Annotated in this window: 19 protein-coding genes and 2 tRNA genes; 10 read left to right on the top strand and 11 right to left on the bottom strand. The window is 64.0% G+C overall.

Annotated elements, in window-relative coordinates:
* Nucleotides 1-13: 13 nt before the first annotated feature.
* Complete coding sequence (locus CH281_RS17205) at nt 14-718, bottom strand: methionine ABC transporter permease (RefSeq protein WP_057473385.1); 705 nt, start codon at nt 716-718, stop codon at nt 14-16.
* Entirely contained in the window at nt 715-1,722 is a 1,008-nt protein-coding gene (locus CH281_RS17210) for a methionine ABC transporter ATP-binding protein (protein WP_057473384.1), read from the bottom strand. The genes CH281_RS17205 and CH281_RS17210 overlap by 4 nt, the downstream gene beginning before the upstream one ends.
* Nucleotides 1,723-1,892: 170 nt before the next feature.
* Here CH281_RS17210 and CH281_RS17215 point away from each other — a divergent pair, with 170 nt between their 5' ends.
* Nucleotides 1,893-3,284, top strand: a complete 1,392-nt coding sequence (locus tag CH281_RS17215) for an LLM class flavin-dependent oxidoreductase (protein WP_057473383.1) — start codon at nt 1,893-1,895, stop codon at nt 3,282-3,284.
* Here CH281_RS17215 and CH281_RS17220 read toward each other — a convergent pair.
* The 3 genes from CH281_RS17220 to CH281_RS17230 form a co-directional block, all read right to left on the bottom strand.
* Nucleotides 3,285-3,359: transfer RNA gene (locus tag CH281_RS17220), tRNA-Val, on the bottom strand. It abuts the gene before it with no gap.
* A gap of 87 nt (nt 3,360-3,446) precedes the next feature.
* Nucleotides 3,447-3,908, bottom strand: a complete 462-nt coding sequence (locus CH281_RS17225) for a peroxiredoxin (RefSeq protein ID WP_027497443.1) — start codon at nt 3,906-3,908, stop codon at nt 3,447-3,449.
* 31 nt (nt 3,909-3,939) lie between these two features.
* Nucleotides 3,940-4,362: a DUF3052 domain-containing protein gene (locus tag CH281_RS17230; protein ID WP_027497444.1), complete on the bottom strand. Its 423-nt coding sequence runs from the start codon at nt 4,360-4,362 to the stop codon at nt 3,940-3,942.
* 256 nt (nt 4,363-4,618) lie between these two features.
* Here CH281_RS17230 and aceE point away from each other — a divergent pair, with 256 nt between their 5' ends.
* The 6 genes from aceE to CH281_RS17260 all read left to right on the top strand — a co-directional run bounded on the left by aceE (nt 4,619) and on the right by CH281_RS17260 (nt 13,260).
* On the top strand, nt 4,619-7,453 hold the full coding sequence (aceE, locus tag CH281_RS17235; RefSeq protein WP_032374556.1) for a pyruvate dehydrogenase (acetyl-transferring), homodimeric type: 2,835 nt from the start codon (nt 4,619-4,621) through the stop codon (nt 7,451-7,453).
* Between the two features lie 87 nt (nt 7,454-7,540).
* Nucleotides 7,541-8,965 carry a PucR family transcriptional regulator gene (locus CH281_RS17240; protein ID WP_228139233.1) on the top strand — a complete coding sequence of 475 codons (1,425 nt, stop codon included), beginning with the start codon at nt 7,541-7,543 and terminating at the stop codon, nt 8,963-8,965.
* A 128-nt stretch (nt 8,966-9,093) separates the two neighbouring features.
* Complete coding sequence (locus CH281_RS17245) at nt 9,094-10,002, top strand: ACP S-malonyltransferase (RefSeq protein WP_032390974.1); 909 nt, start codon at nt 9,094-9,096, stop codon at nt 10,000-10,002.
* 88 nt (nt 10,003-10,090) lie between these two features.
* Nucleotides 10,091-10,435 carry a meromycolate extension acyl carrier protein AcpM gene (gene acpM, locus CH281_RS17250; RefSeq protein WP_045841363.1) on the top strand — a complete coding sequence of 115 codons (345 nt, stop codon included), beginning with the start codon at nt 10,091-10,093 and terminating at the stop codon, nt 10,433-10,435.
* 8 nt (nt 10,436-10,443) lie between these two features.
* Nucleotides 10,444-11,694, top strand: a complete 1,251-nt coding sequence (locus CH281_RS17255) for a KasA/KasB family beta-ketoacyl-ACP synthase (RefSeq protein ID WP_027497449.1) — start codon at nt 10,444-10,446, stop codon at nt 11,692-11,694.
* 132 nt (nt 11,695-11,826) lie between these two features.
* On the top strand, nt 11,827-13,260 hold the full coding sequence (locus CH281_RS17260; RefSeq protein WP_032368156.1) for an acyl-CoA carboxylase subunit beta: 1,434 nt from the start codon (nt 11,827-11,829) through the stop codon (nt 13,258-13,260).
* Nucleotides 13,261-13,438: 178 nt separating this feature from the next.
* Here CH281_RS17260 and CH281_RS17265 read toward each other — a convergent pair whose 3' ends face one another.
* The 3 genes from CH281_RS17265 to CH281_RS17275 form a co-directional block, all read right to left on the bottom strand.
* Nucleotides 13,439-13,888 (bottom strand): cold-shock protein, encoded by a 450-nt coding sequence (locus CH281_RS17265; RefSeq protein ID WP_032368157.1) that lies wholly within the window; start codon nt 13,886-13,888, stop codon nt 13,439-13,441.
* 88 nt (nt 13,889-13,976) lie between these two features.
* On the bottom strand, nt 13,977-14,489 hold the full coding sequence (locus tag CH281_RS17270) for a DUF3145 domain-containing protein (RefSeq protein ID WP_032368158.1): 513 nt from the start codon (nt 14,487-14,489) through the stop codon (nt 13,977-13,979).
* 144 nt (nt 14,490-14,633) lie between these two features.
* Nucleotides 14,634-15,437, bottom strand: a complete 804-nt coding sequence (locus CH281_RS17275) for a serine hydrolase domain-containing protein (RefSeq protein WP_027497453.1) — start codon at nt 15,435-15,437, stop codon at nt 14,634-14,636.
* 85 nt (nt 15,438-15,522) lie between these two features.
* Between CH281_RS17275 and CH281_RS17280 the strand changes: the two genes are divergently transcribed.
* The 3 genes from CH281_RS17280 to CH281_RS17290 all read left to right on the top strand — a co-directional run bounded on the left by CH281_RS17280 (nt 15,523) and on the right by CH281_RS17290 (nt 18,545).
* A complete protein-coding gene (locus tag CH281_RS17280) occupies nt 15,523-17,658 on the top strand; it encodes a molybdopterin-dependent oxidoreductase (RefSeq protein WP_057473381.1) in 2,136 nt (711 codons plus the stop codon).
* A 69-nt stretch (nt 17,659-17,727) separates the two neighbouring features.
* Nucleotides 17,728-17,804 (top strand) — tRNA-Ile (locus CH281_RS17285).
* A gap of 120 nt (nt 17,805-17,924) precedes the next feature.
* The gene (locus CH281_RS17290) at nt 17,925-18,545 is read left to right on the top strand and encodes a YdeI/OmpD-associated family protein (RefSeq protein WP_094694948.1); all 621 of its coding nucleotides are present in this window, start codon (nt 17,925-17,927) and stop codon (nt 18,543-18,545) included.
* Nucleotides 18,546-18,569: 24 nt separating this feature from the next.
* Here the strand turns inward: CH281_RS17290 and CH281_RS17295 are convergent, their stop codons facing one another.
* Genes CH281_RS17295 through CH281_RS17305 form a run of 3 tightly spaced genes read right to left on the bottom strand, consistent with a single transcriptional unit; the run spans nt 18,570 to nt 21,258 of the window.
* Nucleotides 18,570-19,154 (bottom strand): EI24 domain-containing protein, encoded by a 585-nt coding sequence (locus CH281_RS17295; RefSeq protein WP_057473309.1) that lies wholly within the window; start codon nt 19,152-19,154, stop codon nt 18,570-18,572.
* Complete coding sequence (locus CH281_RS17300) at nt 19,151-19,501, bottom strand: hypothetical protein (RefSeq protein WP_057473308.1); 351 nt, start codon at nt 19,499-19,501, stop codon at nt 19,151-19,153. Before CH281_RS17300 ends, CH281_RS17295 begins: the two co-directional genes overlap by 4 nt.
* Complete coding sequence (locus CH281_RS17305; protein ID WP_256983676.1) at nt 19,498-21,258, bottom strand: TIGR03767 family metallophosphoesterase; 1,761 nt, start codon at nt 21,256-21,258, stop codon at nt 19,498-19,500. The genes CH281_RS17300 and CH281_RS17305 overlap by 4 nt, the downstream gene beginning before the upstream one ends.
* Nucleotides 21,259-21,273: the final 15 nt, after the last annotated feature.

Raw genomic sequence — 21,273 nt, forward strand, 5'->3', positions numbered from 1 at the left:
TTTCGAATGTGGTTCAAGCAGTGCGCAATGCGCGCTGATGAGGTGTGGTGAAGCGAACGAGCGCATCGCCGACGAGCTGCACGACGGCGACAGTGAGAATCAGGATGACGATCGTGGCGATCATGACGGTGTGATCGAATCTTTGGTACCCGTATGTGACTGCGACATAACCGATTCCGCCCGCTCCGATGGTGCCGGCGATGGCCGAGTATTCGATCATGGCGATGACGTTGATGGTCAGGCCCCCGATGATCGACGGCACGGCCTCGGACAATTGTGTGGTGGTCACCTGCAGCGTGGAACCGCCGGACGCCCGGGCGACGTCGACCACCGACGTCGGGACCGAGCGGAGAGAGTTCTCGACGATGCGGGTGAAGAATGCGATGCCCGCCAACGACATCGGTACCACCGCGGCTGCAATACCGATGTTGGTTCCGGTGATCCAACGAGTGACCGGAACCAACGCAGCCATCAAGATCAGGAACGGCAACGACCGCCCGATGCTGACGATCCAGCTGATCGGCGCATGGAACACCGGGTTTTCGAACAGTCCGCCGGGGCCGAGGTTGAACAGCACCGCTCCGAGCGGCACACCGACGAGCACCACGATGAACATCACGATGCCGACCATGGTCAGTGTGTCGCCGAGCGCAGGCAGGAGCAGAGCAGGCAGCTCGTCGACCGGAACCTTGTTGCTTGCGGCCACGATTGCGATCACGACGCAGCCTCGAGGATCGGCTGCGCGGTCTGTGCAGATCCGGACAACCCCAGGGCTTTCAGTGCACCGGGGACGCGTCCACTCAGGTGGGCACCGATGCCGAGCGACGCACTGCCGACAGCCACTCCGGCCACTACCTGAACGGAGGCTCCCAACAGCGCAACCGGTGCGCCCAGGTCCTGGCCCAGCCGCGAGATCCAGTCCTGCGGAACGTCGGGCGAGTCGTAGGTGACGTACCAGCGCACGTCGCCGGCTGCAGCCTGTGCGTCGTCACGCCTGGGGCGCAGCTCGTTGCCGAGCGCCGACGTGTGGTCGGTCAGTAGGTCGACCAGCCGACCCGATTCGACGATGCGTCCGTGATCGAGTCTGGCCACCGAATCAGCGGCTCGCAGAACGGTATCCATTTCGTGGGTGATGAACACGATGGCTAGGTCGAGGTCCTGGCGCAGTTCTCGCAGCAACTCGACCACCGATTCGGTGGTCTGCGGATCCAAGCCGGAGGTGGCCTCGTCGGAGAGCAGCACCGACGGTCGAAGCGCCAACGCACGCGCAATTCCCACTCGTTGCCGCTGTCCGCCCGAGAGTTGAAAGGGATAGCGAGCGGCTTTGTCGGACAAACCCACTCGGTCGAGAAGCTCACCCACCCTCCTGTCCGTCTCGGCTTTCGTGGCCCCGAGGAAGTCCAATGGCAAGGCGACGTTCTCCGCCACGGTTCGACGCGAGAGAAGACTCGAAGACTGAAACACCGTGCCGATGCGCCGCCGCGCAACCCGAAGTTGTTTGGTATTCAACGCCGTCAGGTCGTCCCCGTTGACGATCACCGAGCCCGAGGTGGGCCGGGTGAGCAGGTTGATGCACTGGGCCAGCGTGCTCTTGCCCGCACCGCTGGGGCCGACCACGGCGAGAATCTCGCCGGACCGAACCGAGAAATCCAGCCGGTCGAGTACGACGGTTGTGCTCTCCCCTGTCCCGTAGGTCTTGGTCAACTGCGCTATTTCGATCATGCTCCGACGCTCTTTTCAGTGATGTGACGGCGCAACACTGAGGTGTCGGCGGCTCGATGACCAGCTATCGACTCATCACGATCCGAACTGTTCCCACCGGCCTGGGTCGTCGGTAGCGTCGCATCGCTGTCGATATCCAAGACAGGTCGTCCTGCCGAAGGAGTTCCCCCGTGTCACGCGAGATTCGTTTCAATGCCTTCGACATGAATTGCGTCGCGCATCAGTCCCCCGGTCTGTGGCGTCATCCGCTCGATCAGTCGTGGCGGTACAAGGAACTTGGTTACTGGACCGATCTTGCGAAGCTGCTGGAGCGCGGGCTGTTCGATGGACTGTTCGTGGCCGACGTCCTCGGCACCTACGACGTGTACGGCGGCAATCACGACGCAGCCATCCGGCATGGAGCGCAGATTCCGGTGTCGGATCCACTCCTGCTCGTCAGCGCGCAGGCCGCCGTTACCGAGCATCTGGGCTTCGGCATCACCGCGGGAACCGGTTTCGAGCATCCGTATCCGTTCGCACGCAGACTCTCCACGCTCGATCATCTGACCAACGGCCGCATCGGGTGGAACGTCGTCACCGGGTATCTGCCGTCGGCGGCGCAGAACATGGGACACGACGATCAGCTGAAACACGACGATCGTTACGACCACGCCGACGAATACCTCGAGGTGCTCTACAAGCTGTGGGAGGCATCGTGGGACGACGACGCGGTGGTCCGTGATCGCGAAACGGGCGTGTTCACCGACCCCACCAAGGTGCATCGAATCGGCCACCGCGGCAAGCACTTCACAGTGCCGGGTATCCATCTGGCCGAGCCGTCGCCGCAGCGGACGCCGGTGATCTTCCAGGCCGGCGCGTCACCACGCGGCGTGCGGTTCGCGGCGCAGAATGCCGAGGCGATCTTCGTCGGCGCACCCACCAAGGAGATTCTGGCGCAAACGGTTTCGAATATTCGTCGAGCCTTGCGCGATGCCGGCCGCGATCCGTACTCGGCACGGATCTACCAGTTGCTTACCATCGTCACCGACGAGACATCAGAGCTCGCCCACGCCAAGCACGACGAGTATCGGTCGTATGCCAGTGCCGAGGGTGCGTTGGTGTTCATGTCGGGTTGGATGGGAGTCGACCTGTCGCGGTATGCGCTCGACGAGCCGCTCGGCAATGTCGAGAGCAATGCGATTCAGTCGTTCGTCGCGTCGTTCCAGTCGATCGGGGCCGACGGCAAGGAATGGACGGTCCGCGATATCGCCGAGTGGGGCGGAATCGGCGGTGCCGGTCCGCGCATCGTCGGCTCCCCCGGCGAAGTCGCAGACCAATTGCAGGAGTGGGTGGACGAGACCGACGTCGACGGATTCAACCTTGCGTACGCCATCACCCCGGGAACGTTCGAGGATGTCGTTCGGTTCGTCGTTCCAGAATTGCAGCGGCGGGGTGTCTATCGCACCCAATACACACCGGGCACATTGCGTCACAAGCTCTTCGGTAAGGGTCATCGACTGCCCGAAGAACACCGGGCGCAGCAGATCGTGCGGGAGGTTCGGGAAGCCGCGAGAATTTCGTGATGGTGGGCGCAGAGGGGTTCGAACCCCCGACCGCTGGTGTGTAAAACCAGAGCTCTACCGCTGAGCTATACGCCCGAGTACCGGCGGCCTGGGGATATCCCCGGGCCACCGGAACGCTTGGAGAAATTTATCGTGTCTGCTGTCTAACTACAATTCCGCAGGTCAGCTCACCTGTGCGAGTGCCTCAGCCCACGATGAACTGTCTCGGGCTTCCCCGGGACCGTTCATTTCGGCGAATCTGATGATTCCGGACTTGTCGACCACGAAGGTTCCACGATTGGCGAATCCTGCGCTGTCGTTGAACACGCCGTACGCCTGAGCCACTTCACCGTGTGGCCAGAAGTCGGACAGCAGCGGAAAGGTATAACCCTGCTCTGCTGCCCAAATCTTGTGGGTCGGAGGCGGACCTACCGAGATCGCCAGGATCGCGGTGTCGTCGTTCTCGAATGTCGGTAGCTCGTCGCGCACTCGGCACAGCTCGCCCTGACACGTGCCGGTGAAGGCCAGTGGATAGAACACGAGCAGAACGTTCTTCACGTCCCGGTACGACGACAAGGTGACCAATTGGTTGTTCTGGTCTTTGAGGGTGAAGTCGGGCGCAACAGCGCCAACCTCGATCGGCATCTAGAACCGTCTTCCTGTGTCGAGCATGGGCCTACCGCTTGCTGGCAGGGGTCTTGGGCTGAACCAATCGACTTCCGATCCAGTCACCGAGATTGGCCGCAGAGGTCTGCGTCAACCCGGCTGTCGGAGCGGACTCGGCAATCTCGCTGGGCTCCACATGACCGGACATGCCGGTCTTGGGGCTGAGGACCCACACGATGCCATCGTCCGAGAGCGGACCGATGGCATCCATGAGTGCATCGACCAGGTCACCGTCTCCGTCGCGCCACCACAGCAGTACGACATCGATCACCTCGTCGGAATCCTCGTCGAGGGTCTCGCCACCGATCGCATCTTCTACGTCGGCGCGCAGATCATCGTCGGTGTCCTCGTCCCAGCCCAGCTCTTGAACGACCATGTCGCGAGTGATGCCAAGTTTCTGAGCGTAGTTCTGAGCGTCCGCCGCGGCGACCACGGTGGTGACCTCCTTGAATTGTGGGTGCAGTAGACAAAGCGAACAGGGTCGAAGCCGTTCGCGCAAGCTGACCGCGCCGAAATTGCGTACATAAATTTCTACTGGTGGGTATCGGACCTCTGTACTACCAGAACCGACGAGATGCGGCAGGATTGGGGAGGAATCACGAGAACGAGGAATGTAGATCGCCGTCACAGGGGCGAGCTACCGGACCGGGCGCCACACCGAGCGTCCGCCACATTGAGGAGTGCACACGTTGTCCGAAGTGAACAGCGGCGAACGGCAGAACACATCGTCTGCAGGCAAGAAGGGCTCGGACGGCCGGGTCCGCGTCATCCGTGAGGGTGTCGCGTCGTACCTGCCCGATATCGACAACGACGAGACCAACGAATGGATCGAATCGTTCGACGGCTTGCTGGAGAGGTCCGGACCCAACCGCGCTCGCTACCTGATGCTCAGGTTGCTCGAGCGCGCCGGCGAGCGCCGCGTCGCGCTCCCGTCGCTGACATCGACGGATTACGTCAACACGATTCCCACCGAGAACGAGCCGTGGTTCCCCGGCGACGAGTCGATGGAACGCCGCTATCGCGCCTGGATCCGCTGGAATGCCGCGATCATGGTGCACCGCGCACAGCGTCCGGGCGTCGGCGTCGGTGGCCACATCTCGACCTACGCGTCGTCGGCTGCGTTGTACGAGGTCGGCTTCAACCACTTCTTCCGCGGCAAGGATCACCCGGGCGGCGGCGACCACATTTTCATTCAGGGCCACGCCTCCCCCGGCATCTACGCCCGCGCGTTCCTCGAAGGCCGCATCCCGGCCGAGCGCATGGACGGCTTCCGCCAGGAAGCGAGCCACGTGAACGAGGGCGGCGGACTGCCGTCGTACCCGCACCCACGGCTGATGCAGGACTTCTGGGAGTTCCCGACGGTGTCGATGGGCCTCGGTCCGATGAACGCCATCTACCAGGCGCGCTTCAACCACTACCTGAACGACCGCGGCATCAAGGACACCTCCGATCAGCACGTGTGGGCGTACCTCGGCGACGGCGAGATGGACGAGCCGGAATCGCGTGGACTCGCGCACGTGGCCGCCACCGAGGGCCTCGACAACCTCACCTTCGTCGTCAACTGCAACCTGCAGCGTCTCGACGGCCCGGTGCGCGGCAACGGCAAGATCATCCAGGAACTGGAGTCGTTCTTCCGCGGAGCCGGCTGGAACGTCATCAAGGTCGTCTGGGGCCGCGAGTGGGACTCGCTGCTGCACAAGGACCGCGACGGCGCACTGGTGAACCTCATGAACACCACGCCCGACGGCGACTTCCAGACCTACAAGGCCAACGACGGCAGCTACGTCCGCGATCACTTCTTCGGCCGCGACCCACGAACGAAGGAGCTCGTCAAGGATCTCTCGGACGACGAGATCTGGAACCTCAAGCGCGGCGGCCACGACTACCGCAAGGTGCACGCTGCCTACGCGGCTGCGATGTCGCACAAGGGCCAGCCGACGGTCATCCTGGCGCACACCATCAAGGGCTACACCCTGGGCAAGCACTTCGAGGGCCGTAATGCCACGCACCAGATGAAGAAGCTGACGCTCGACGATCTCAAGACGTTCCGCGATCTCCAGCACATCCCGATCTCCGACGAGGAGCTCGAGAAGGATCCGTACATGCCGCCGTACTACCACCCCGGTGCGGACGCTCCCGAGATCCAGTACATGCTCGATCGTCGCAGCAAGCTCGGCGGATTCGTCCCCGAGCGCCGCGTGGACGTCAAGCCACTGCCGCAGCCCGGCGACGACACCTACAAGACGCTCCGCAAGGGCTCGGGCAAGCAGGAAGTCGCCACCACGATGGCACTCGTGCGCGTCATGAAGGAGCTGTTGCGAGACAAGGAGATCGGCCACCGAATCGTGCCGATCATTCCCGACGAGGCTCGCACGTTCGGTATGGACTCGTGGTTCCCGTCGCTGAAGATCTACAACCGCAACGGCCAGCTCTACACCTCGGTCGACTCGGAACTGATGCTCGCCTACAAGGAGAGCTCGGTCGGTCAGATCCTGCACGAGGGCATCAACGAGGCAGGCTCCACGTCGTCGTTCACCGCGGTCGGTACCTCGTACGCGACGCACGGCGAGGTCATGATCCCGCTGTACATCTTCTACTCGATGTTCGGCTTCCAGCGCACCGGCGACGGTCTCTGGGCTGCAGCAGACCAGATGGCCCGCGGGTTCGTGCTCGGTGCCACGGCAGGTCGCACCACCCTGACCGGTGAGGGTCTCCAGCACGCCGACGGTCACTCACTGCTGCTGGCGTCGACCAACCCCGCGGCGGTGGCGTACGACCCGGCGTTCTCCTACGAGATCGCGCACATCGTCAAGGACGGTCTGCGTCGCATGTACGGCGGCACCAAGGGCCCAGACGGAGAGTTGCTGCCTGGTTTCGGCGGCGAGAACATCTTCTACTACATCACCCTGTACAACGAGCCGTACGTACAGCCGGCCGAGCCCGAGAACCTCGACGTCGAGGGGCTGCTCAAGGGCATCTACCGGTTCGCAGAACCCCAGGAGGGCGACGGACCCGAGGCACAGCTGCTCGCGTCCGGCGTCGGCATCGTCTCGGCCCGCAAGGCACGTGAATTGCTGTTCGAGGAGTGGGGCGTTCGTTCGGCCGTGTGGTCCGTCACCTCGTGGGGCGAACTGCGCCGCGACGGCGTCGAAGCCGAGAAGGAGTCGCTGCGCAACCCGGGTGCCGACAAGCGCGTTCCGTTCGTCACCTCGGCCCTGGCCGATGCCAACGGCCCGGTCATCGCGTCCTCCGACTGGATGCGCGCCGTGCCGGATCAGATCCGCCAGTGGGTTCCGGGCGATTACGTCACCCTCGGAACCGACGGCTTCGGCTTCTCCGACACCCGCCCGGCTGCACGACGGGTGTTCAACGTCGATGCCGAGTCCATCGTCGTCGCCACACTGTCCGCTCTCGCGGCATCGGGCGAGATCGACAAGTCCAAGGCCGTCGAGGCTGCCGAGAAGTACAAGATCGACGACGTCACCGCAGCTCCGACGTCGTACGCCGATACCGGCTCGGCGTAGGTCTTCGCCGTGATCGGCCGACCCCCGTTCCACCTCGCGACGAGAGTCCAGCGCGAGGTGGGCGGGGGTCGGGCGTAGGTTCTCCTTATGTCCGATGCGAAACCCGATTCACCGGACAGTTCGTCCGCGCGTGATGTCTCCCGGCGCGACGCTTACCGTGAAGCGTTGCGTGAGTCGTTGGCTCGTGACTCCCCGGCCCGTGACTCCCCCACCCGTGATTCGCTCACGACCGACAACGAGGTCCACCTTCCGGTCAACTCGTTGGCCCCTTCGCGCCAGAAGCGCGACCCTCTGCCCGACGCCCTGTTGCGACGCGTCAAACAGTTCTCCGGCCGCCTCTCGACCGAGGCAGTGACCACGATGCAGGGCCAGTTGCCGTTCTTCGGCGATCTCGACGCCGCCCAGCGGGCCAGCGTCCAGCTGCTGATCCAGACGGCCGTCGACAACTTTCTCGAATGGCTCAAGAACCCGAACAGCGACATTCGATTCAGCCTCGACGCCTTTCAGGTGATCCCGCAAGACCTTGCCCGACGCCTCACATTGCGTCAGACCGTCGACATGGTTCGGGTGGCGATGGAGTTCTTCGAGCAGTGGCTCCCTGCGCTCGCCCGCAACGACCAGCAGTTGGTCGCGCTGACCGAGGCCGTGCTGCGGTACGGCCGCGAGCTGGGGTTCGCAGCGGCGTCCGTGTACGCGAGTGCAGCCGAGTCACGAGGGGCGTGGGACACCCGCCTCGAAGCGCTCGTCGTCGACGCCGTCGTCCGCGGCGACACGGGATCGGACATGCTTTCCCGTGCTGCCACGTTGAACTGGGACGCCACTGCGCCCGCGACGGTATTGGTGGGCACTCCCCCGGAAGACCGCGGCGTATCCGTCGTGGGCACCGTGCACTCCGTCGCTCAGAAGCACGGTCGAGCTGCGTTGGCGGTTGTTCAGGGGACCCGATTGGTGATGGTGGTCAGTGGCCAGCTCGACGACACCGCGGCGCATCACGCGTTCATCGACGACATGTTGCAGAACTTCTCCGACGGCCCTGTCGTCATCGGTCCCACCACCCGCACCTTGGGCGCAGCGCACTCGAGCGCGGTGGAGGCCTTTGCCGGCATGCAGGCCGTGGCGGGCTGGCGGGGCGCACCGCGGCCGGTTCACGCCGGCGAGTTGCTGCCCGAACGAGCATTGCTGAACGACGGGGCAGCTATCTCGGCTCTCAACGATCATGTCGTCGTTCCGTTGGCCGCGGCAGGTTCGGGTTTGGCCGACACGCTCGATGCGTATCTCGACTGCGGCGGTGCCGTGGAAACCTGCGCTCGGCAGCTGTTTGTTCATCCAAATACCGTCCGGTATCGGCTCAAGCGCATTGCTGAGGTGACCGGTCGTGATCCCACTCACCCGCGCGACGCGTACGTCCTTCGGGTCGCGGCAACGGTAGGTAGGTTGGCTCGAACGCATCACGAACCGACATATCCAGCCCCATATGTCACACAGGTCACATTTGGTGAAGTGGTCACGTAACGCCGAACCGCCTTCCGGCGATAGCGGGTCTCCACGAGGCAATTTGTAGGGTTCCCACAAATTGCTTGTCGAGAGTTCATCGAGCGCGACATCACTGATCGAGGGCCCGACAGTGTTCTCTTAACCCTGTGATTGCGTTGCTTGCGCCCGGTCAGGGCTCCCAGACTCCCGGCATGCTGCTGCCTTGGCTCGAAATCCCGGGCGCGGCCGATCGACTGGCCTTGTGGTCCAAGGCCTCCGGCCTGGATCTCGTGCGACTCGGCACCACCGCCACCGCCGAGGAAATCACCGACACTGCGGTGACTCAGCCACTGGTCGTGGCGTCGGCCCTACTGGCCTTCGAGGAAATCGCCTCGCGTGGACTGTTCCCCGACGACGCCATCGTGGCCGGCCACTCGGTCGGCGAGCTGGCGGCTGCTGCCATTGCCGGCGTGATCTCCTCCGACGACGCGGTATCTCTGGCGGCGGTGCGCGGTGCTGCGATGGCCAAGGCCTGCGCCCTCGAACCGACCGGCATGTCCGCCGTACTCGGCGGCGACGAAGCCGCAGTTCTGGCCCGGCTCGAAGAACTCGATCTCGCCCCGGCCAACGTCAACGCTGCCGGTCAGATCGTTGCTGCAGGTCTGCTGACCAAGTTGGCGGAACTGGCCGAGAGCGCACCCGAGAAGGCGCGGGTCCGAGCACTCCCGGTCGCGGGTGCCTTCCACACCAAGTACATGGCATCAGCAGGCGACACCGTCGCCGCGGCCGCAGCCGCCATCACCCCGTCCGAGCCGACGCACACCCTGCTGTCCAACTCGGACGGTCAGCCGGTCGCATCGGGCACCGATGCGCTCACCAAACTTGCTGCCCAGGTCACCCGCCCCGTGCGGTGGGACCTGTGCAGCGCATACCTGCGTACCGCGCAGGTCACCGGACTTGCGGAGCTGCCCCCGGCAGGCGCACTGGTCGGCATCGCCAAGCGTGAACTGCGCGGCGTGCCCAACCTCGGCCTGAAGACACCGGCGGACATCTCCGCATTGGCCGAGCTCGGATAGCTCGGTCACCTTCACACCGCAGTCTCGGTACTGCGGATCGACTTCCACTCCCCGAGTGGCAGAAATGCACAACCGCGTCTCGAAGCACATGACTTCGGCGTTCGACACAGAAGAGAAGGGAGCCACAACAGTGGCCAGCCAGGAAGACCTCATCGCCGGACTTGCAGAGATCATCGAGGAGGTCACGGGCATCGAACCGTCCGAGGTGACCATCGAGAAGTCCTTCGTGGACGACCTCGATATCGACTCGCTCTCCATGGTCGAGATCGCAGTGCAGACCGAGGACAAGTACGGCGTGAAGATCCCCGACGAAGACCTCGCAGGTCTGCGCACCGTCGGCGACGCCGTCAACTACATCCAGAAGCTCGAAGCGGAGAACCCCGAAGCCGCAGAAGCTATCAAGGCCAAGCTCGACGACTCCGCGAGCGAGTGACACGACCCATGACCAACCCATCCACCGCCAACGGACGCTTCCCCAGTGTCGTCGTCACCAGCCTTGCTGCGACCACGTCACTCGCGGGTGACGTCGATGCCACGTGGAAGGGTCTGCTGAACGGCGAAAGCGGAATCGGCACTCTGGAAGACGATTTCGTCACCGAGTACGATCTGCCCGTGCGGATCGGCGGACACCTCGCGGTGAACCCGCAGAGTCTGCTCTCGCGGGTCGAGATCCGTCGCCTGAGCTACGTGGAGCAGTTGTCCACGGTGCTCGGTCGTGAGGTCTGGAAGAACGCCGGCTCGCCCGACGTCGATCCCCTCCGCCTCGGCGTGTCGATCGGTACCGGACTCGGTGGCGGCGATTCTCTCATCGACGCCAACGACAAGATGAAGGCCGGCGGCTACCGCAAGGTGTCCCCGCTCGCCGTTCAGATGGTCATGCCGAACGGCCCAGCAGCGGTCGTCGGGCTCGAGCTCAAAGCACAAGCCGGCGTCATCACGCCCGTCTCCGCCTGCTCCTCGGGATCGGAAGCCATTGCGCATGCATGGCGGATGATCGTGATGGGCGACGCGGACATGGTCGTCACCGGCGGCGTCGAGGGATACATCGACGCGGTTCCGATCGCCAGCTTCTCCATGATGCGGGCGATGAGCACCAACAACGACAACCCGAAGGGTGCGTCACGTCCGTTCGACAAGGATCGTGACGGCTTCGTCTTCGGTGAAGCGGGTGCGCTCATGGTCATCGAGACCGAGGAGCACGCCAAGGCACGCGGCGCAACGATCCACGCCCGCCTGCTCGGTGCCGGAATCACCTCGGACGGGTTCCACCTCGTGGCCCCCGACCCCGAGGGCAAGGGTGCCGCGCGTGCGATGCAGCGCGCCATCGAGACCGCAGGCCTGCAGAAGTCCGACATCACCCACGTGAACGCCCACGCAACGGCAACTCCCATCGGAGACACTGCCGAAGCGCTGGCGATCAACAAGGCAGTCGGAAATCACGCAGCGGTGTACGCACCGAAATCCGCTCTGGGCCACTCGATCGGCGCTGTCGGCGCCCTCGAGTCGGTACTGACGGTGCTGGCAGTGCGAGAGGGAATCATCCCTCCCACACTGAATTTGGAGAACCAGGATCCCGAAATCGATCTCGATGTCGTCAAGGGCGAGCCCCGCGTCGGACAGATCGACTACGCGATCAACAACTCGTTCGGATTCGGTGGGCACAACGTAGCGCTCGCCTTCGGTAAGGCGTGATCCACTGAGTCGACTTCTCGACTCAGCGAATCCCGCTCTCGCAGTGCATGATCCGAGCTGGGGCCGTTCTTTCGACGGACGGCCCCGGCTCGGGCCTCGCCCCCGCCAGGGGCCCTGAAGAAGGACAACGCGATGACCATTCTGGCCCCTGTCACACGATCCGGCACCTCCACCGATCCGCGCGACCCCCTCACCCGCCTCGAAAAGCTCTTCGACGCCGGAACCACTGTCCCCCTGCATGATCGGGACAAGTCGGGAATTCTGGCCGCATCGGGCGAAATCGACGGCGTCCACACCATCGCCTACTGCTCCGACGCCACCGTCATGGGCGGTGCCATGGGGGTGGACGGCTGCAAGCACATCGTTGCCGCGATCGACACCGCCATCGAACAGCGCGCCCCGATCGTCGGCGTCTGGCACTCGGGTGGTGCTCGCCTCGCCGAGGGCGTCGAGGCTCTCCATGCCGTCGGACTCGTCTTCGAGGCCATGGTGCGAGCGTCCGGCCTCGTCCCACAGATTTCCGTCGTCCTCGGTTTCGCAGCCGGTGGTGCAGCGTACGGTCCCGCTTTGACCGACGTCGTCATCATGGCTCCCGAGGGACGCGTATTCGTCACCGGACCCGACGTCGTTCGCAGCGTCACCGGCGAACAGGTCGATATGGAGTCGCTCGGGGGCCCCGACACGCACCACAAGAAGTCCGGGGTCTGCCACATCGTCGCCGACAGCGAGATGGACGCGTTCACCCGCGCCCGCCGTCTGGTGTCGATGTTCTGCGAGCAGGGCGTGTTCGACATCGCCGCCGCAGAACACGGCGACACCGATCTACGCGCACTGATGCCCGAATCCAACCGTCGTGCCTACGACGTGCACCCGATCATTCACGAACTGCTCGACAACGTCGAAGGCGAATCGACGTTCGAGGAGTTCCAGGGAGGCTGGGCTCGCAGCATCGTCATCGGTCTCGGCCGCATCAGTGGCCGCACCGTCGGCGTGATCGCCAACAACCCCATCCGACTCGGAGGTTGCCTGAACTCCGAAAGTGCCGAGAAGGCAGCGCGTTTCGTTCGCCTGTGCGACGCCTTCGGTATACCGCTCATTGTGGTCGTCGATGTGCCGGGCTACCTGCCGGGCGTCAGCATGGAATGGGAAGGCGTCGTTCGCCGCGGAGCGAAGTTGCTGCACGCGTTCGCCGAGGCCACCGTCCCCCGCGTCACGCTGGTCACACGCAAAATCTACGGCGGTGCCTACATCGCGATGAATGCCCGCGCACTCGGTGCCACCGCGGTCTACGCCTGGCCCGGCTCCGAGGTCGCCGTAATGGGCGCGAAGGCGGCCGTCGGCATCCTGCACAAGAAGGCGCTCGCCGCCGCACCGGAGGAAGAGCGAGAGGCACTGCACGACCGCCTCACCGTCGAGCACGAGAGCATCGCAGGCGGTGTCGATCGCGCAGTGGCCATCGGCGTGGTCGACGAGGTCATCGAGCCCAGCAAGACCCGAAGCACGGTTGCGAAGGCTCTCGCCGCAGCACCTGCGGCTCGCGGAAATCACAAGAACATCCCGCTCTGATCGACTCCGACCGCTACCTACTGCGGTCTGTCAGCCCTGCCCCTAAGACCCACCCCGGTTGGGAAACCCACCCCGGTTGGGATCAATGCGCCTTTCAGGCACTCCATGTGCAAGAAAGCCACATTGATTCACACCGGGGACGGGCGAACGAGGTCAAAGGACGGGCAAACGAGGTCGGTCAGCCCTGGATCCATCGGTGATCGTGTGCCAGTCGGACGACGGCCGATCGCACGTCGAGTATCTGCGCCGCCGTCAGCGTGCCGTTCGACGTCAGTAGTTGCTCGGTCAGCTCGGTGGTGAAGTCCGCCTCGGACAAGACATCCGCGCCTGCGTCGTCGTGGCGCTGGTGACCACTGACGGGTGCGGTGTTGTGGAATGGGACGTCGGGTTTGTGCCGGGTCACCAGAGCGGTCGACGTCGGCCCGTCGATGATCTGAACCTCGGTGGCCTTGAGACCCCGGTCACCGTCTACGGCAACGTATTCGACGCGTACTCCCGGTGCCAACAGTCGTTTGTCGAAGTCCAGATCGTTGACGTGGATGAACACGTCCTCGCCGCCCTCGTCCGGCGCTACGAATCCGTACCCCTTGAACTCGTCGAATCGAATCACTTTTCCGGTCGACAACATCGAACTCACCACTCCACGGTCGTTCCCACATGCCTACCCCAGGCACGAACGCGAAACTACCGCCGCGACGAATCCCCGGCAACCGCTGCTAGCCGACGTTGCGGCTGAGCCAGGTCACTTCTGCTCCTGCGCCTCCGGTGCGGAACGGCTCGAGTGCGGCATCCCAATCCGAGCCGAGCGCGTGCTCCACTGCGGCGGCGAGGTTGCCTTGGTTGTTCTCCATCAGGGCGCGCAGTCGCATCTCGCCGAGCACCACGTCCCCGTTGGCACTCGTCGATCCGCGCCAGAGACCCAATCCGGGTACGTGCGAGAACCGTTCGCCGTCGACGCCTTCGCTGGCGTCTTCGGTCACCTCGTAGCGCAGCATCTGCCAGGAGCGCAGGATGCCGGCGAGCTTCGCTCCGGTGCCTACGGGCCCGATCCAGTCCGTGGTGGCGCGCAGCTGACCGTCGGATGCCGGCTGCGCGGACCACTTCAAATTGGCACGGCAATCGAGGGCGTCGGACAACGCCCATTCGACATGCGGGCACAGCGCAGCGGGCGACGAGTGGATGTACACAACACCCGACGTCGCATCTGCGAATTGGTTCGATCCACGCATTGCACTACCTCCAGCTTCGACGAGGGACGTCTTCCCCAACGACCTCGACATGCTCGAACTGGTTGCAGCGATTCAACGCGTGTGTGTACTAGTGTGCCCCGAGTTGCCCCTGTTGCGCCAGTGCAATCTGTGAACGGTGGTGTTTCACCCGGCCAGGACGGCGTCGGAGAGCTCGGGCCAGAGCGGTTTGGCCCAATCTCCGAAGTTCCGATCGGTCAGCACCACACACGCGATCCTCACCGACGGGTCCACCCACAGGAACGTCCCGGCCTGTCCGAAGTGGCCGAACGTAGCCCTCGAGTTGTTACTCCCAGTCCAGTGCGGGGTCTTGTCGTCGCGCAGCTCGAACCCCAGACCCCAGTCGCAGGGCTTGTGCGATCCGTACCCGGGCACGATTCCGTTCAGGCCGGGAAACTGCACGTCGACGGCCGAAGACAGTGTCTGCGACGCGAGGAGAGTCGGTTCCAACAGCTCCGCGGCGAACTTGGTCAGGTCTGCAACGGACGAACGGGCACCGTGACCGGCCGACCCGGGCAGCGACGTGTCGACCATCCCGAGCGGACCGCAGACGGCCTCATCCAGGTAGTCGGGAAAGGTAATTCCCGACTCTGCTTCGATGAGCTCGGCCAAGACCTCGAATCCCGCGCTCGAGTAGATCCTCTTTGTGCCGGCAGGAGCCTGCACCTTCCGCTCGCCGAACGCCAGTCCCGAGGCATGCGCCAGCAGATGCCGCACAGTCGACCCCTCCGGCCCTGCGGGCTGATCGAGCTCGACGGCACCTTCCTCGACCGCAACGAGCACCGCGTAGGCGGCGAGCAATTTGGTGACCGACGCCAGCTCGAAGACGCGCGCGGTGTCCCCCACCTCCTCCCGCACTCCGGCGTCGGTGACGACGGCAGCACTGACATGGTCGACGGGCCACGAGGCAGTGAGATCGAGGGTAGTCACGACCCCAAAGCCTAATTGTCCGTCGATGCCGGTGGATCGGTCCCCCGCCGGGCTAGTCTCGGACGACAGGAATGGGAGAAATGCGATGTCGGTTGTGTATGGATCGTGCAATCTGTGCGAGGCGATCTGTGGTCTCGAATTCACGGTGGAGAACAACGCGGTGGTCTCGATCCGCGGCGACGAGAAGGACCCACTCTCCCGGGGCCACATCTGCCCGAAGGCTCTGTCGTTGATCGACCTTCATGCCGACACCGATCGGCTCACCACACCGGTCAAGCGGGTGGGTGAGAAGTGGGAGAAGATCGGCTGGGATGAGGCGTACGACCTCGTCGTCGACGGCCTCGTCTCGACGCGGAAGAAGTACGGATCCAACGCTGTCGGGCTCTATCAGGGCAATCCCAACGTGCACTCGATGGGTGCGATGACCCACGGCATTCCGTTCACGTCGCTGCTGCGCACCCGCAATCGGTACTCGGCGACGTCCTTGGATCAGTTGCCGCACCAGCTCGTCGACCATTTGCTGTACGGCCACCAGCTCCTGCTGCCCATTCCGGATATCGATCGAACCGATTTCTTCCTCGTCCTCGGCGGCAATCCGATGGCCTCCAACGGCAGCATGATGACGGTGCCCGACTTCGCCAAAAGAGCACGCGCACTCCGTAAGCGGGGTGGCCGACTGGTAGTGGTCGATCCACGTAAGACCGAAACGGCGGATATTGCCGACACCCACTTCTTCGTTCGTCCCGGCAGCGACGCGCTGCTGTTGCTGGCGATGATTCACACGATCGTCGCCGACGGCTCCGTCCGTGTCGCCGACTACGTCGATGGTGCCGATCGACTTGCCGATCTCGTCGCCGAATTCACGCCGACGGCGGTGGCACCGATCGTCGGCATGTCGGCAGACGACATCTCCTCTCTCGCAACGGAATTCGCTGCGGCGAAGTCTGCAGTGGCGTACGGCAGGATGGGGGTGTCGACGCAGCAGTTCGGCACGGTGTGCCAGTGGGCGATCCAGGTACTTAACATCATCACGGGCAATCTCGACCGACCGGGCGGTGCGATGGTGACCGATCCGGCGATCGATCTGATCTCGCAGGGCATCGTCGGTCGTGGCCATTTCGACAAGTGGCGCAGCCGCGTTCGCGATCTCCCCGAGTTCGCCGGCGAGTATCCCTGTTCGACGCTTGTCGACGAGATCACCACCGAGGGCAAGGACCAGATTCGTGCCATGGCCGTCCTGTCCGGCAATCCGGTGCTGTCGATGCCCGGCGGTACTACCCTGAACGACGCGTTCGCGGGACTCGATTTCATGGTGTCGTTCGACTTCTACATCAACGAGACCTCGCGGCACGCACACGTAATTCTGCCGCCGACGATGTCCCTCGAACGCGATCACTACGATCTGATCTTCAATTCTTTCGCGGTACACAACACTGCCAAGTACATGCCCGCAGTTCTACCCAAACAGACTGATGCCAAGCACGATTGGGAGATCTTCCGCGACTTGTCACTGCGCTACAAGAACCGCATGGCAGGCTCCACCGTCGATCGCCTGAAGGCACGATTGACGCCGAAGAGCGTCATCGGCGAGGCCCGTCTGCGCCTGTCCCCTGCTCGCACTCTCGACATCCTGCTCCGTAGCCGACGAAAAGGGTTGTCGCTGAAAAAGCTTCGAGCCAACCCACACGGCATCGATCTCGGTCCGCTGCGGCCGGGCTTTCCCCAGAAACTGAAGACCAAGGACAAGCGCGTTCAACTGATTCAGGACGTGGTGGTCGGCGAACTGCCTGCTCTGGTGGATCTGATGAACTCGAGCGTTGTCCCCAAGGACGACGAGCTCCTGCTGATCGGTCGACGGCATCTGCGCAGCAACAACTCGTGGATGCACAACACCGCTCGGCTCACCAAAGGCAAAGCGCGACATCAGCTTCTGGCCCACCCGAACGATCTCCTCCAGCGCGGGATCGAGGACGGTTCGATGGTGTCGGTCACCTCCGCGGCCGGTACCGTCGACATCGAGGTCGCGGCGTCCGAAAAGATGATGCCCGGGGTGGTGAGCATGCCGCACGGATTCGGACATCAGCGCCCCGGCGTGCAGCTCTCGGTCGCCACCACTGTCACCGGACCGAGCGTCAATGACATCACCGACCCCGCCCGAGTCGACGCGGTCTCGGCGAACGCGATTCTCAACGGCGTTCCGGTGCAGGTGAGGGCCAAGTAGCGCCCCCGATGGAACCACGAGACGGCGTGATTCTGTACGATTCTGCTGGCTCGTACCTGGTACGGGATTGGGGCGGTAGCTCAGTCGGTTAGAGCCGTGGACTCATAATCCATTGGTCGCGGGTTCGAGCCCCGCCCGCCCCACCACGAGCCGGCCGTCGAAATGTGCGAGCCATCGCGGACAGCGGATGTCCTCGATTGTGGGGACACTGAAGCCATGTGGAACCAGAGCGAGGCATTACCGGGTCGAGTCGATCGCGCGAGCGAATGACTGCGTCGGAATCGTCGCCGCCCGCGTCAGCCCATCCCCCGACGTGGAAGTTCGACTACCCGATCATCCATGCCGAGACACGGGCGCAGTGGCGATACTGGTTGTCGCACAATCACAGCTCGACCCGAGGCGTCTGGCTCTGTTCATGGCGGACCGGCACCGACCGACCCCGTTGCCCATATCCCGCGGCTGTCGAGGAAGCCATCTGTTTCGGTTGGATCGACTCCACCAGCAGCATTCTCGACGAGGACCGTGGCCTGCAGCTGTTCACACCGCGCAGACCCAAGAGCCCGTGGACCAGACTCAACCGAGAACGCGCAGCCGATATGGAAGAACGCGGCCTCATGACCGACGCAGGTCGCCACGCCATTGCTGCCGCGCAGTCGAACGGGTGGTGGACAATTTCCGATCCGGTCGAGAACCTCGAAGAACCGCTCGAGTTGAAGACGGCACTCGACCGTGACCCAGACGCTCGTAACAACTGGGACGACTTCCCTCCCAGCGCCCGTAAGCAGATGCTGTGGTGGATTGTCAGCGCCGTTCGAGACGACTCTCGTTCAGGTCGAATCGATCAGATCGTGGCCGAGGCCGCGATCGGTCGACGTGCCCGCGGCTGAGTAGAGCGATTTCGCGAGCGCCGATCAAGTCCCTACCACCTTGCGATACAGAGCCGACCAATACACCAGCAGTGCAGCAGCATTGGCCCCGAACCACAGCCACGTCAGGAATGCCGCTACCACGCCGGTGACGAAGAATCCCAGCACGAGGGCCACCACCCAGCCGAGTAGGTAGGCGAGGATCGTGATGACAGCCGCTGCGGTACAGCGCCACGGGGATTGCTTCACGGTGTGTAGTGCAGCGCGCAGAGGGTTTCGGCGACAGTCCACTGCCGCTGGAAGTATCAGCAGCGCAATGACTATGACGATAACAGGGAGCGGGGGGAAGAGAATTGCGAGCGCAACGGCCGCCCCGGTCAGCACCACGCACCACGCCAGTACCCGCGGTCGTCGCCACGTCCGGCTCAGTGCACCCGACACGTTGCCGTCCACCACATCGAGTGCCGTCGAGGCGGTGAACCATAGGGCGCACACCACCGTTGCGGCGGAAACGACGACCAACGCAGCGAATCCGAGGGACGACGCCGGAGCCGGATCCCCCACCACGGTCAGCGCCTGAATCAGAGCCGAGACGATAACCACCGATGCGAGCGGTGGCACCTCTCTCATGGCGCACCGACCGTCGAATTGCGGTCGAGTACGTCCTGCACCGAACCCGAGTAGAGAACGGTTGCGCCGACCTTCACTTCGACGGTACTGGCATCGTCGGACGTGGCCGTACCGTTAATCGTCTCGTTACCGGTTGTCGTCCCGGCACATTCGATGTCCGCCCCGGTGCCCGAGCACACGGGCGCAACGAGGATCTCGATTCCTTGATCGAACAGCACGTCGTTCACCGCGTAGCGGAGGTTACCGAGTTCCGCTCCCCCGACCGGGGCGAGCGCAGCGGTCTGCGAGCACCCCGCGCAGGCCAGCACCGCCGCCACCGAGATGAGATGTCTACGAACACCGTTCATCGTCCCTGCCTCGTCTCGTACGCAATCAGTCTGGCGTGCTCGTCGAGGTGTTGCTGTTCCAGAGCGGCGTCGGTGATGGCGCTCAGGTCGAACGGCGCGGGCAGGAGGAGTTCGGTGTTGCGGTCGAGGCTCGAACCTCGTCGCATCAGCGGATTCTCGGCCCAGTCGTTCGCAGCCAACTCACGACTACGCGAGGCGAGGTCCAGGTAGCTGCCGCTGTTCCCGGGCGTGATCGGCGACGCGTGATCGAGCACGGTCGTGAACAGCGACAATGTCCCGTCTCTGTTGTCGACGATCTCCACCACCTGCTGTTGCTGCGGAAAGTCGATGCACGACGCGGTGGTGATCTCCCAGAACCCTCGTCCGTCTCGCGAATGCGCCAGGATCTGATTCTGGTGGGTGTGACCGTTGAGCCAACCGATCACCACAGGATATTTCAGAAGCAGATCGATGAATTCGTCTGCGCCGTACAGCTTCACCGACTGTCCCGGCCGCTGTGCACGGTTCTCCAGGGTCAGGCTGTTGTGGTGGGTGTAGATCAGGACGAGCTTGCGTTCGGCCTGCGCCTTCTCCAATTGCTGGGTGAGCCAGTCGAACTGGTCCTCGGGCACCGCACCGTCGGGCCCGGCGACGGCGTTGCAGGTGTCGAGTCCGAACGTGCGAACGTTCGGAGTCGGGTCCGCCGCCCACCAGGTTTCACCCGAGTCGAGGTTGTGCTGGGTGAAACCGTGCCCGATCGGCCCTGGGGTGGGAGTCGTCTCGAAGTGCTCTTGCATGAACTCACGCTGCTCGAAGAGATACCGAGCCGGATCCGCCGACACTGCCCGAAACCCGGGCCGGGCGCCGGATCCGACCCCGAGCGCATCGACCATCCTCTGCAGCGGACTACCCGTCGACGCGTACCCGGCCAATGCCGAGGTGGCCGTCGCTTCGAGTGTGTACGCCTTGCGTCCGCCGACCGCGAGGGCATGCAGCTGAGAGGAGAGATCGAACGTGCCGAGCAACAACGTGTCGTGATTGCCGTAGACGGAATACCACGGGACGGGTAGCCCCACCGATTCGACGGTCCCCGACATCGCCTGCGTCAACAGATCGGGAAGCGTCGGAAATCCGTAGTCCCCGAACGACCCTCCCGACGGATCGCCCGGCCGATACGCCCACTGCGCCTCGGGCCACGCTTGCACGCCCTCGAAGACGTCGGATGCGCCACTCGTAGGCCGGACCGCGACGCCGTCGAGAACGTCTATGTACCAACGAAGTTCGAGATGAGAATGCATGTCGGCGCTGTCACCGGTGACAACCGCGGCCCCCATGGGAGCGCCGGTGACCGAACTGATTCGTGCATCCGCAAATGCCTTCACCATCGCTGCCGTGACGTGCACGGTCAGCGGGTCCTGCGGGTGGAAGGCCGAGCCCCACGCCGCATGGTCGGAGACGATCATGGGCTCGATCCGACCGGGCGATTGCGCATCGATGACATGCATGTCCGACAGGTGCCCCAGGTAGAGCAACGACCGCCTGGCCTGCACCCGAGACGCGCTGGGTGCCCGCCCGAGGATGTCGAGGCGAGGGACGTAGGGCTCACCCGGCCCCGCAGCAAGCACCCGGTACCGACCGGGGCCGGTCGACGATCTCAGGATGGTCTGCGCCAGCGTTCCGCCGACATCTGTCTCTCCTGAAGCCGGCTGCGCCCGAGCGACAAGGGCGTGGCCCAGAACCTGCGGTGCGACTCCCCATGCCGCGGCGAGGGTGCCCACCCGGGTGACGAATTA

The organism is Rhodococcus sp. 06-221-2, from assembly GCF_002258365.1.
Lineage (GTDB): Bacteria > Actinomycetota > Actinomycetes > Mycobacteriales > Mycobacteriaceae > Rhodococcoides > Rhodococcoides fascians.